Raw genomic sequence first — 12,458 nt, 5'->3', positions numbered from 1 at the left:
GACGCCGGAGGCACGACGGCCGCGATGACGGGGCGACTGACACTCAGCAGGTCACTGGACCACCGCGTTCGTGAGCAAGCTCACGCCCACAGGGTTGTCGTCGGCGCCTATCCCCGGCCTGACGCCATTCCTGTATTTGCCATACCTCAGCGACAGTTTTCATCCGCCCGCACGCCCTGTACGGCCCCACCCCACACGAGTACGGCCAATGTTCTTCGATTCTTCCGCCGTGGAAACGGCACGTTTCATTGCCCATCAGCTGGCAAACGGCGCATGGGTCACGCTACAGCTCACATTCTTCGCGCAATTGATCGTCATTGTGATGTCGTTCGTCATCGCGCTGATGCGCCTCTCGCCGTGGCGTGTCGTGCGCTGGATCGCCACGGTCTACGTTGAAGTCCTGCGAGGCATTTCTGCGTTAGTGCTGCTGTTTTACCTGTTCTTCATCCTGCCCTTGTTCGGCATCAGCCTGTCACCGATGACCACTGGCATTCTCGGCCTGGGATTGACCTTTTCCGCTTACGGGTCGGAAATCGTGCGGTCGGCGCTGAGCAACGTCAGCCGCGGTCAGCGTGATGCGATACGTGCGCTGGATTTCGACGGCATTACCGCGTTTCGCCGCATCGTGCTGCCACAAGCCCTGCCCTTCATGCTGCCGCCCATGGGCAATCAGTTAGTGGAATTGCTGAAAACCACCTCGCTGGTCTCGTTGATCACCCTGAGTGACCTGACGTTTTCCGGTGGCCAGCTGATCACCACGCTGGGCCAACAAACGCTGATCTGGAGCATCGTATTGGTGTGCTATTTCGTCATGGCCTGGCCGCTGAGTTGGCTGGTGAAACGCTACGAGCGGCACATCACGGCCTGGCGTCGAGGGGGTGCAGCATGATGTTCGACACGGCGTTCGCCTGGTCCATCGTGCCGGACCTTTTCGAGGGGCTGCTGGTGACGGTGCAGGTGGTGATCCTGGGCTTTTTGCTGGCGGTGTTGATGGGTCTGATATTAGCCATCGCCCAACGTTCGAGCCGCGCGGTGATTCGACGCCTGAGCAGCGCGTACCTGAGCTTCTTCCGTAACACACCGTTGATGGTGCAGTTGTACGTGCTGTTCTTCGCCCTGCCGCTGGCAGGCATCACCTTACCGGCGATAGCCACGGGGGTGATCGGGCTCGGCCTGTATTACGGGTCGTACATCGCCGAAGGCTTTCGCGGCGCCATCGAAGGCGTGCCCGCCGGTCAATGGGAAGCCGCGCGAGCGCTGGACTTCGATGTCGCCACCACCTGGCGCCGTATCGTCCTGCCCCAGGCCCTTAAACCGATGGTGCCGGTACTCGGCAATTATTTGATTGGCATGTTCAAGAAGACACCGCTGCTGGCGGTGATCAGCATTCCCGAACTGTTCCAGGCGGCGAAACAGATCGCCGGCATGAGCTACCGCTATAACGAGCCGTACACCGTCATGGCGTTGATGTTCCTGGCCATCAGCATTCCCACTTCCGTGTTGTTCAAATACTTCGAAAGGCGCAGTCATGTCTGATCTCACACACGGCCTCCCCCTCGCCTCGCCGCAGATCGTCCTCAACGGCGTGGTCAAGCAATTCGGCGCCAATCGGGTGATCGACCATCTGGACCTGAGCATTCCCCAAGGCCAGAAAGTCGCACTGATCGGCCCGAGCGGCTCGGGAAAATCCACGGTCTTGCGCCTGATCAAAGGGCTCGAACCCTATCAACAAGGGCGTATTGAAGTGGCCGGCGCCGCCGTACCTGCCCCTGCACGTGGCTGGCGTTGGCCAGGAACGAAAAAAGCGCCGGTGGTGCATCGGGTGGGGATGGTGTTTCAGCAGTTCAATCTGTTTCCGCATTTGACCGTTCAGGAAAACGTGACCGAAGCGCCGCTGCGCGTGTTGAAGCTCGACCGCGATGAAGCGCTCGCCCGCGCTCATGATTATTTGAATCTCGTAGGGCTCGGTCACAAAGCCGATGCCTACCCGGCGCAGCTCTCCGGTGGGCAACAGCAGCGCGTTGCCATTGCCCGCGCGTTGGCGATGCGGCCCCAGGTCATGCTGTTCGATGAAGTGACTTCAGCGCTGGATCCGGAGTTGGTGGGTGAGGTGCTCGCGGTGATTCGGGCCATCGCCCATGAACAGCAGATGACCATGTTGCTGGTGACCCATGAAATGAAGTTCGCTCAGGACATTGCCGATCGGGTTCTGTTCATGGAAGCCGGAAAAATCGTCGCCGATGGCACACCCGAGGAAATCCTGGTACACCCCGAAAACGAACGGACACGGCGGTTTTTGAACGTCGTGGAACAGCGGTGATGCCGCAAGCCTGAACTCGCTGATAGATCCGCCGCTGCCGTTGTCGCCCGAGGCCGGGCCTTCGCGAGCAAGCTCACTCCCACAGGAGAAATGTGACGACCTTTGTTCGCAGCATGTTGCTGCAGCAACAGTCGTGGCGCTGGTTGCCATGCTTGCAGCGACGCTGCTCAAACCGATGCGAACTTCGCGCCACACTCAGCCGCTGAACCTCTCAGGGCGGCTCCTTCGATGATGACCTTACAAGCGTATGATCTGGACTGCCCAAGCGCTTAAGCTAATGCCAAAATGATATTTAAAAACACTATTCATCCAACCTTATTCTCCCTGCCCAACCGCCGTTCGCAGCGAGTGGCGCCGTCTCAATCCAAGGCATTGACCTACATGATCAAGAAAACATGGATCGCGTCCCTCTCCCTGGCGCTTGGCCTTTTCGCCTGTTCCGTGGCTGCTCAGGCCGCTGACCTGACGTTCGGTTACGTCACCGGCATCGACCCGGTCAAACGCGCCATTGCCGACGGCGAGTACGAGAAAGCCATCGGCCAGAAAATCGACTGGCGCCAGTTCGACGCCGGCCCTGCGGTGATCGCGGCGATGGCCTCGGGCGACGTGCAGATCGGCAATTTGGGATCGAGTCCGCTGGCCGCTGCGGCGTCGAGGAAAGTGCCGTTGGTGGCGTTCATCGTGACGTCGCAAATCCAAAGCTCCGAAGCGCTGGTGGTGCGCAACGGCAGTGGCATCGACAAACCGGAGGACCTGATCGGCAAGAAAATCGCCGTGCCGTTCGTGTCGACTTCGCACTACAGCCTCCTCGGCGCGTTGAAGCACTGGAACATCGATCCGAAGAAAGTCACCATCCTCAACCTGACCCCGCTGCAGATCACGGCGGCGTGGAAACGTGGCGACATCGACGGCGCCTTCACGTGGTCGCCTGCGCTCGGGGAGATCCGCAAGACGGGCAAGATCCTCACCGACGCCGGGCAAGTGTCGCAGTGGGGTTCGCCGACATTTGAAGTCTGGGTCGCGCGCAAGGATTTTGCCGAGAAACACCCGGAGGTCGTCGCTCAGTTTGCCAAGGTCAGCCTGGCAGCGATTGCCGACTACACCGCGCACCGCGCGCAGTGGACCGCTGATTCCGAGCCGGTGAAGACCATTGCACGCTTTACCGGCGCCAACGCGGCAGACGTGCCAGAGCTGCTGGACGGCTCGCACTTCCCGACCGCTACAGAGCAAACATCCCCGGAGTTGCTGGGTGGCGGAACAGTGACCGCGATTGCCAAGACCGCAGCGTTCCTGAAGGATCAGGGAAAAATCGAAAGCGTCCTGCCGGATTATTCGGCGTATGTGAGTGACCAGTTCATTGCCAGATAGCCAGTGTGCCAAACACCACCTCTGCGGCTGACAGACCGTCTTCGCGGCCGTCGTGCCTCCGGCTGCTCCTACCGGTTCAGCGTCGAGTCTTGAATGTTGGCACGCCGCCGATCCTGTTGTAGACGCCGGAGGGACGACGACAGCGATGGCGGTGGGTCAGTCGGCGATGTGTTATCTGACACACCGCGTTCGCGGCCGTCGTGCCTCCGGCTGCTCCTACCGGTTCAGCGTCGAGTCTTGAATGTTGGCACGCCTCCGATCCTGTGGGAGACGCCGGAGGGACGACGACAGCGATGGCGGTGGGTCAGTCGGCGATGTGTTATCTGACACACCGCGTTCGCGGCCGTCGTGCCTCCGGCTGCTCCTACAGATTGAGCGTCGAGTCTTGAATGTTGGCACGCCGCCGATCCTGTGGGAGACGCCGGAGGGACGACGGCAGCGATGGCATCGGGTCAGTCGGTGAGGTGTTATCTGACACACCGCGTTCGCGGCCGTCGTGCCTCCGGGAGCTCCTACAGATTGGGCGCCGAGCCTTGAATGTCGGCACGCCGCCGATCCTGTGGGAGACGCCGGAGGGGCGACGGCAGCGATGGCATCGGGTCAGTCGGCGATGTGTTATCTGACACACCGCGTTCGCGGCCGTCGTGCCTGCGGCTGCGCCTACAGATTGGGCGCCGAGCCTTGAATGTCGGCACGCCGCCGATCCTGTGGGAGACGCCGGAGGGACGACGGCAGCGATGGCGGTGGGTCAGTCGGCGATGTGTTAGCTGGCACACCGCGTTCGCGGCCTTCGTGCCTCCGGCAGCTCCCACTGGGGTGCGTGCCGACAAGGGTTATCGAGGCATTCCACCCGCAGACCGCCTGATGATTTTGATCGAATGCTTGATGTTCGGCTTGCGCGTCACGCTGATCGCCCGCTTGGTCACGGTGTCCAGCGTGATGTTCCAGAACCCGCTGCTCGGCACCACGATTTTCGCCGGGAAGCGGTCGAAGGCGCCGCCGTGGTAGGTGTGCCGCCCGCCGTTCTTGAAGCTGCGAAAGTTCGCGTCGCTCATGAGGCGGATGTTGCACACGCCTGACGACTCGATGACCACGATGTCACCTTCATTGAGGTGCTCGCGCTGATGGATGAATTTCATGGGGGATCACAGACCGGACAGACAAGCCGCGAGAATATCACGTCGGCTTGCCCTGCCTTCTCACTACATCGTCAAGTAGGCCTTGCGCACCGCCTCGTTCGCCGCCAGTTCGGCCATGCTGCCTTCATACCGCACCAGACCTTTTTCCAGCACATAGGCGCGGTCCGAGACCAGCCCGGCGAAATGCAGGTTCTGCTCTGACAACAGAATGCTCGCGCCCTTGGCTTTCAGCGCCAGGATCATGTGCGCCATCTGCTCGACGATCACCGGCGCGACGCCTTCTGACGGCTCATCCAGCAGGATCAGGAAGGGATTGCCCATCAGCGTGCGGGCCACGGTGAGCATCTGCTGCTCGCCGCCGCTCATTTGCCCGCCCGGCCGGTCCTGCATGGCGCCAAGGTTGGGGAAGAACTCGAACAGTTGCTGCGGCGTCCAGTTCAGCGCCTCGGTGCCGTCCGGCCAATGCCGGTTCGCCTGACGCCCCACTTCCAGGTTCTCGGTGACGGTCAGGTGGGTGAATACCCGGCGATCTTCAGGCACAAACCCCAAGCCACGTCGCGCCCGCTCGAACGGCGCCAGCGCCGACATCTCCTGGCCCATGAAGCGGATGCCGCCCTGGCGCCGCGCCAACATGCCCATCAGCGCTTTGAACGTGGTGGACTTGCCGGCGCCGTTGCGCCCCATCAGGGCCACGACTTCGCCGCGTTTGACGTTGAGATTGAGGTCGTACAGCACCTGGGCCGCGCCATACCAGGCGTTGAGGCCGGTGACTTCCAGCAGCGGCTCGCCCAACGGAGCGGCCTCCGGGCGTTGCGAGGAAAGCACTGCGTTCATACCTGCTCCTGTGAAGGCGCGATGTTGTTTTCGAAGGTCTTGCCGGTGCCGAAATAGACTTCCTGCACCTTGGGGTGATTGCGGATGTAAGGCGCGTCACCCTCGGCAATCAGACGCCCGCGAGCCAGCACGATCATCCGGTCGGCGTAGGCGAAGACCACGTCCATACTGTGCTCGGTGAACAGCACGGCCATCTTGCGTTCCACCACCAGCCGCTTGGTCAGCGCCATCAGGTCGTTGCGTTCTTCCGGCCCCATGCCCGCCGTGGGTTCGTCCATCAGCAGCAGTTTGGGGTCGTTGGCGAGCCCCATTGCCAGTTCCACACGCTTGACGTCGCCGTACGCGAGTTCGCTGCACGGGCGTTCGGCGTGGCGCTGCATGCCGACCTGAGCGAGCAAGTCCATGGCCTCTTCGCGGTATTGCTTGCGCGCCGAGGTGAACAACGAAAAGCCTTTGCCATGATGGGAAAGCAGCGCCATCTGCACGTTCTCCACCACGGTCAGCGACGCGAAGGTTTCGGCGATCTGGAAGGTGCGTCCCACCTGCAGACGACAGATGTCCCGCGGCCGTTTACCTACCAGTTCCTGGCCCAGCAGACGGATCGAACCGCCCGAGGCCTTGAGCTGGCCGCCGACCATGTTGAAGGTGGTCGATTTGCCTGCGCCGTTGGGGCCGATCAAGGCCAACAGCTCGCCCTCGTGCAGGTCGAAGTTGATGCCGTCAACGGCACGGACACCGCCGAAGGATTTGTTCAAGTCACGTACTTGCAGAAGGGTCATGCCTGTTTCTCCATCGCCGTAGGGACGCTTGCCTCACGAGCGGGCGACCGGTATCGCCACGCGTGCCACCCACCGCCCACCTGCTGAAAGAACCCGGCAATGCCCTGCGCAAAGACCAGGACCAGCAGCAGGATCACGCCGCCGAACACCGCACGCCAGTAGTCGGTGGCGCGCATGATCGAGTCCTGCAGGACGCTGAACACGCTGGCGCCGACCACCGGGCCCAGCAGGTTCTGAATGCCGCCGAGCAGCACCATGACCAGCCCGTCCACCGACTTGCCGACCGCCATGGCGTCGGGTGAGATGCTGCCTTTGGAAAAGATATACAGCGTGCCCGCCAGCCCGGCGAAGACTCCGGCGATGACGAACGCCAGCCATTGCACGCGCTTGACGTCGATGCCAATGGCGTCCGCGCGCAACGCGGAATCCCTCGCCGCGCGCAAGGCGTAGCCGAACGGCGCGAACAGGATGCGCCTGACCAGAAAAATGCTCAGCGCCACCAGCACCAGCGTCAGGTAGTAATAGCGGGTGCCGTCGAGCCAGCTGGACGGCCAGATGCCGGTGATGCCGTTGGAGCCACCGGTGACGTCCTCCCACTGGAACACCACCGACCAGACGATCTGCGAGAACGCCAGCGTCAGCATCGCCAGATACACCCCGGACAAGCGCACGCAGAACCAGCCAAAGACGAACGCGCCCAACCCCGCCACCAACGGCGCGAAGGCAAAGGCCATCGGCATGGGCATCGTCAGTACCTTGAACAGGATCGCCGCGCCGTAAGCGCCGAGGCCGAAGTACGCCGCATGGCCGAACGAGTGCAGACCGCCGGGGCCCATGATGAAGTGCAGGCTCACCGCGAACAGCACGGTCACCAGCACGTCCTGGGTCAGGACGCTGGCATAGGGCAGCCAGCTCGAGAGCAGCGGCAACACCGCCAATCCCAGCAGCAGCGCACCGATCAACCACCTGAAGGTCGCCGAACCCGGTCGCATCGGAGCCTCCACCGGTGCCGAATTGCGGCTGGTGGCTTGCGGTTTGCCCATCAGGCCCCACGGACGAATCACCAGCACCACGGCCATGACCAGGAACTCGATCACCAGCGTCAGCTTGGAGAACGACACGCTGACCCCGAACAGGGTCATCGAGCCGAGTCCGATGCACAGCGCCTTGATCTCAGCGATCAACAACGCCGCGACATAAGCCCCCGGCAACGAGCCCATGCCGCCCACGACGACGATGACGAACGCCTCGCCGATGGTGCGCAAATCCAGGGAAAGACTGGCCGGTTCACGGGGCAATTGCACCGCCCCGCCGAGTCCCGCCAGCATTGCGCCCAAGGCAAACACGCTGGTGAACAGCCAGGCCTGATTGACGCCGAGGGCGCCGAGCATTTCCCGGTCCTGGGTCGCGGCGCGGACCAGCACGCCCCAGCGGGTGCGCACGAGTAACAGCCACACCAGCCCCAGCACAACCGGCCCGATGGCGATCAGGAAAAAGTTATAGGTGGGGAACTGACGCCCCAGAATGTCGATGGAACCGGACAACCCCGGTGCACGACGACCGAGCAATTCTTCCGCGCCCCAATAGCCCAACACGGCATCATTGATGACCAGCACCAACGCGAACGTGGCTAACAGCTGAAACAGTTCCGGCGCCTTGTAGATGCGGCGCAGCAGCACGATTTCCACCACGGCGCCAATCAGGCCCACGGAAATCGCCGCCAGCGCCAGACCGAGCCAGAAACCCGCCGCGCCCATCGAACCCATGAGGTGTTCGACAATGGAATAGGCGATGTACAGCCCGAGCATGTAGAACGAGCCGTGGGCGAAGTTGACGATGCGGGTCACGCCGAAAATCAGCGACAACCCCGCCGCCACCAGAAACAGCGATGACGCTTCGGCCAGGCCATTGAGTAACTGTGAAAATAACGCTGAAAAGTCCATGACGCCCTCGATCTGGGGCAGCGCGGTCACCTCATCCGCCATCAGGCGTAGGTTCCCGCTGCCAGCACAGGTCCTGTGGGAGCCGGCTTGCTGGCGAATGCGGTGGGTCAGTCATCTCGTTTTTCACTGACCCAACGTTTTCGCCAGCAAGCCGGCGCCCACAAAATCGCATTTCAAATAGCACTACAGGGTCTATTCATTGCCGCTGCGCATCACTCAGCCGGACGCAACGTGCGCACGACCTCATCCGACGGCAGCAGGGTATCCCCCGGCTTGAAGGTGTAATCCACCATCACGCCCGCACCGTCCTTGACCGCCAGCTTGCCGACGTACAAGCCCCAGGTGGCCTGATGATCGATCTTGCGGTATTCCAGCGGGCCGTCCGGAGTGTTGACCTTCAGGCCCTTGAACGCCTCGACCATCGATTCGGAGTCGGTCTTGCCACCCGAGGCCTTGATCCCCGCCGCGATGGACTGGATCGCCGAGTAGCCGATGATCGAACCGAAGCGCATGTTCTCGGTGCCGTATTTGGCGTGGTACGCCTCAACGAAGGCTTTGTGCGCCGGGGTGTCGATGCTGTACCAGGGATAGCCGGTGACGGTCCAGTTCGGCGGAATCTCGTCCTTCAGCGGCTCCAGGTATTCCGGCTGGCCGGTGATAATGCTCAGCACCGGCAGCTGCTCGCCGAAGAAGCTGCGGGTGGTGCCTTCACGAATGAATTTCGCCAGGTCGGCGCCGAACAACGCGTTGAACAGCGCGTCAGGTTTCGAATCCACCAGCGCCTGCACCACGCTGCCTGCATCGACCTTGCCGAACGGCGGCGCCTGCTCGGTCACGAATTCCACATCCGGTTGACGGGCCTTGAGCAAGGTCTTGAATGCGCTCGCAGCAGCGGTGCCGAACTCGTAGTTGGGGTACACCAACGCCCAGCGCTTCTTGTGCAGCTTGACCGCTTCGTCCACCAGCGCCGAGGTCAGCATGTAGGTCGAGGCATCCAGGCGGTAGGTGTAGCGGTTACCCGCGCTCCAGACGATGTTGTCGCTGAGGGCTTCGGTGATCAGCACGAAACGTTTTTTCTGCTTGGCGTAGTCCGACAGCGCGGTGCCAATGTGGGCGTAGAATGCACCGGCCAGCACGTCGACGTGCTCGCGGTTGATCAGGTCTTCGGCCTGACGAATCGCGTCCCCGGGGTTGGCGTTGTCGTCGCGGGTAACCAGCTCCAGCTTCTTGCCGCCAACACCGCCTGCCGCGTTGATCTGTTCGACGGCCAGTTCCATGCCCTTCTTGTAGCCGTCGGTGAACACCGGCTGGGATTTGTAGCTGTTGATGTCGCCAATTTTGATGGTGTCCGCCGACCAGGCAGCGCCGCTGATGATCAAGGCGACCACGCCCGCCAACAGGTTCGATTTCGTGAAACGTGCACGCAGGTTCATGGTGTTCTCCAAGCTGATCAGGTGAAAGGCTTGCACAGCATTAGGGCGTTCCAGGCTCGGACCACCGTTATTAAACGGGCAGTTAATTAAATAGCAACGCGTGTGCCAGAGTGGCTTGTTGTAGGGTCAATTGCGGCTCAGCAGCCCCAGCGCCTCGCTCATCGGCGTGACCACCGCGTATTTCTGCGCCATGTCGAACAGGTTGGCGTGATGGGGGCCAAGGGCCCGGTCGCCGACGCAGTCACTGACCACCAGGGGCCGGAAGCCGTGGTTCAGCGCGTCGAGCACACTCGCCCGCACGCAGCCGCTGGTCACCGCGCCGGCCACAAGGAGCGTGCGCACGCCCTTGAACGTCAGCCATGCAGCTAGATCAGTGCCAAAGAACGCCGACGGCAGGGTTTTGCGCACTACCAGCTCGCCTGCCACGGGGGTCAGTTGCGCCACAATGGCGCTGCGCGGTGCATGTTCGGTCAGCGTCAGCATCGACGGCACCTTGAGCGAAAACACATTGGCGTCCGCGCCGTCGTCGGCGAAAACGATCCGCGAGTGGGCGACCGGCCAACCTTGTGACCGTGCGTGGGCCAGCAAGTGTTCGGTTTGCGCGATGGCCTGGGGAATGTTGCCACCACCAAAGATCTCGGAATCGGCGAAGCCTTCCACCAGATCGACGATCAGCAGCGCGTAAGGCGCCGGCAGCGGCATGTCGGCACCGAAACCCTGACGTTGGTAGCTTTCAAGATCGTTGCTCATCATAGCTGCTCCTCGTTGATCACCTTGCCCGCTTCAACCACCACGCGGTCATCCAGCGCAACCGTGCAGCCGCGCAAGGGGATGTCGATGTGACAGGCCGTCGTACGCGACCCACCTGCTTCGTTGTTCGGCCCCAGTGAAAACAGGAAATTGCCCTCGTACGCCCGTGCATCCATGCCGATGTGCGCCTCGCGGTCCAGCAGGCCCAGGGTCGACCAGCGCGCCCTCGGTTGCAGGCCCCAGCCGATGTGAGAAATGGCGTAGGCCTCAGGGTCGGCGAAGCTTTCCATGTAATCGCGCAGCAAGGCCGCATCGACACCGCCTTCGATGCGCGTGGCGTAGCCTTTTTCGACGGTCAGCACGATGGGGTCCTGCACATAACTTTTGTGCGGCAAGAGGATGTCGCCCCGGTCGATGACGATGGTGCCGCTGGCTTGCAACTCATTGGGCCACGTCAGCACGAAACCGCTTGGCCAGTGGTCCCAGCGCCCCGGCGCATCGACGAAGCCGTATTCACTGATCGCCGGAAACTCGCCCAGCGGGCAGGACAGCGCCGTGCCTGCGGGCGAGGTAACGGTCATCCGGCTGGCCTGCTCAATCTTTGCCGCTGCGGCCAGAACCCGCAGGCGATCCGCTTCGGTCGGCACCATGCGCGCAAGAATTTCCGGCGGCTCGACCGCCAGCAGGATCTTCGTGCCGCCAGCGAGGATGTCGTGCTGCTCGGGCGAGAACAGCAGGGTCATCAGGTCCAGCACCAGATCGCTGGCTTTGAGGGCGGCCATGGCTGGCTTGTTGCCGGTCAACGGCGTGGTGCCGAGGTACGCCAGCGGGTCACGGCTGAGGGAGCGTTCGCCATTGACCGGCGTCAGGTCGAGACGGCTGATCACCGCGCCCAGCGACTGGCAGGCGATCTGCGCCGTGCGCAGGGTTTGCGGGTGGGTGTCGGCGCCGGTGAGAATCGTCACGGCCTGCCCGGCTTGCAGCTTCGAGAGGCGCAACACCTGGGTCCAGGCTTCGATCATGGTGAAATCACTGACGGCCATGACGGGCACCCTCCTCGCTCAATGACGCGCCGAGAAAATCCCCCAGCGCGGCGTAGAAACCTTCTTCGTTGTCCCACGGGATCATGTGCCCGGCGTCTGCCACCCGCACGTGCGCCAGGGTGGGCGACAGTGCACGTAACTCGGCCACATCCTCGTCCTTGACCACCTCGCCCCGGCCCGCTGTGATCAGCAACGCCGGGCAATCGATGGCGGCTGCGTTCTCGACCACCGCGTCTTCATGAAAGCTGTTGAAGCTGGCGAGGATCGCTCGCTCGTCGCAGGTGTGCAGCCACTGGGCGCGCAAGGCCAATTGCGCGTCGGTCCAAGTGAGGCAGAAAGCGCGCATGGCATCAGCGCTCATGCCGATCTTGGCCTGACGAATCGAGTCGATGTACCACGGCAGTTGCGCGGGATAGGGCCGTCGCCCCGGTCCGGAAACAGGCGGGTCCACCAGCACCATCCGCGCCATGCTTCGCGCACCGGACGCCTTGGCGCGCAGGGCGATGCGAGCCCCCATCGAGTGACCGACCACGCTGTACCGCGCGAAGCCCAGTGCGTCGGCGAGCGCGATCAGGTCCGCTGCCTGAGCGTCGAGGCTGTAATTCAGCGCGTCGCCAGCCTCGGACAGCCCGCGCCCGCGCACGTCCAGCACGTAGGTGTCGAAGCGCGCGGCGAAGCGTTCGGCGACAAAACCCCAAGTGACCGCCGGGCTGGTGATGCCTGGCACGATGATCACCGGGTCCAGCCCTGCGGCTGCACCTTCCGGTGGCCCGTAACGCAAATAATGCTGGCGAATCCCGTTGGCGTGCACGTGCCCGCCGTAGCGAAGATGACTCATGGCATGACCCC

At 62.6% G+C, this 12,458-nt stretch carries 12 protein-coding genes; 4 read left to right on the top strand and 8 right to left on the bottom strand.

What is annotated here, in order from left to right; genetic code table 11:
• The first annotated feature begins 208 nt into the window (after positions 1-208).
• The 4 genes from ehuC (at position 209) to tauA (ending at position 3,688) form a co-directional block, all read left to right on the top strand.
• Complete coding sequence (gene ehuC / locus B3N48_RS22240; protein WP_296187424.1) at positions 209-889, top strand: ectoine/hydroxyectoine ABC transporter permease subunit EhuC; 681 nt, start codon at positions 209-211, stop codon at positions 887-889.
• Entirely contained in the window at positions 886-1,536 is a 651-nt protein-coding gene (ehuD, locus tag B3N48_RS22235; protein ID WP_296187423.1) for an ectoine/hydroxyectoine ABC transporter permease subunit EhuD, read from the top strand. The genes ehuC and ehuD overlap by 4 nt, the downstream gene beginning before the upstream one ends.
• Positions 1,529-2,320 carry an amino acid ABC transporter ATP-binding protein gene (locus B3N48_RS22230; RefSeq protein ID WP_296187422.1) on the top strand — a complete coding sequence of 264 codons (792 nt, stop codon included), beginning with the start codon at positions 1,529-1,531 and terminating at the stop codon, positions 2,318-2,320. The genes ehuD and B3N48_RS22230 overlap by 8 nt, the downstream gene beginning before the upstream one ends.
• A 381-nt stretch (positions 2,321-2,701) precedes the next feature.
• A complete protein-coding gene (gene tauA, locus B3N48_RS22225) occupies positions 2,702-3,688 on the top strand; it encodes a taurine ABC transporter substrate-binding protein (RefSeq protein ID WP_296187421.1) in 987 nt (328 codons plus the stop codon).
• An 833-nt stretch (positions 3,689-4,521) separates the two neighbouring features.
• On the opposite strand, the gene B3N48_RS22220 is transcribed toward tauA, so the two are convergent.
• From B3N48_RS22220 to B3N48_RS22185, 8 genes are all read right to left on the bottom strand, one after another.
• The gene (locus B3N48_RS22220; protein ID WP_296187419.1) at positions 4,522-4,827 is read right to left on the bottom strand and encodes a DUF1883 domain-containing protein; all 306 of its coding nucleotides are present in this window, start codon (positions 4,825-4,827) and stop codon (positions 4,522-4,524) included.
• 63 nt (positions 4,828-4,890) lie between these two features.
• Positions 4,891-5,661 (bottom strand): ABC transporter ATP-binding protein, encoded by a 771-nt coding sequence (locus tag B3N48_RS22215; protein WP_296187418.1) that lies wholly within the window; start codon positions 5,659-5,661, stop codon positions 4,891-4,893.
• The gene (locus tag B3N48_RS22210; protein ID WP_296187417.1) at positions 5,658-6,440 is read right to left on the bottom strand and encodes an ABC transporter ATP-binding protein; all 783 of its coding nucleotides are present in this window, start codon (positions 6,438-6,440) and stop codon (positions 5,658-5,660) included. The genes B3N48_RS22215 and B3N48_RS22210 overlap by 4 nt, the downstream gene beginning before the upstream one ends.
• Positions 6,437-8,425 carry an ABC transporter permease gene (locus tag B3N48_RS22205; RefSeq protein WP_296187416.1) on the bottom strand — a complete coding sequence of 663 codons (1,989 nt, stop codon included), beginning with the start codon at positions 8,423-8,425 and terminating at the stop codon, positions 6,437-6,439. The genes B3N48_RS22210 and B3N48_RS22205 overlap by 4 nt, the downstream gene beginning before the upstream one ends.
• 170 nt (positions 8,426-8,595) lie before the next feature.
• Positions 8,596-9,816 carry an ABC transporter substrate-binding protein gene (locus tag B3N48_RS22200; protein ID WP_296187415.1) on the bottom strand — a complete coding sequence of 407 codons (1,221 nt, stop codon included), beginning with the start codon at positions 9,814-9,816 and terminating at the stop codon, positions 8,596-8,598.
• Between the two features lie 126 nt (positions 9,817-9,942).
• The gene (locus B3N48_RS22195; RefSeq protein WP_296187414.1) at positions 9,943-10,566 is read right to left on the bottom strand and encodes an isochorismatase family protein; all 624 of its coding nucleotides are present in this window, start codon (positions 10,564-10,566) and stop codon (positions 9,943-9,945) included.
• Positions 10,566-11,609, bottom strand: coding sequence for a 2,5-dihydroxypyridine 5,6-dioxygenase (locus B3N48_RS22190; protein ID WP_296187412.1), 1,044 nt, complete (start codon positions 11,607-11,609; stop codon positions 10,566-10,568). Before B3N48_RS22190 ends, B3N48_RS22195 begins: the two co-directional genes overlap by 1 nt.
• Entirely contained in the window at positions 11,596-12,447 is an 852-nt protein-coding gene (locus tag B3N48_RS22185; RefSeq protein WP_296187410.1) for an alpha/beta fold hydrolase, read from the bottom strand. The genes B3N48_RS22190 and B3N48_RS22185 overlap by 14 nt, the downstream gene beginning before the upstream one ends.
• Positions 12,448-12,458: the final 11 nt, after the last annotated feature.

Source organism: Pseudomonas sp. UBA1879 (genome assembly GCF_002338065.1).
Taxonomy (GTDB): domain Bacteria; phylum Pseudomonadota; class Gammaproteobacteria; order Pseudomonadales; family Pseudomonadaceae; genus Aquipseudomonas.
The sequence above is the reverse complement of the archived record's forward strand: the minus strand, read 5'-3'. Positions and strand labels throughout refer to the sequence as shown.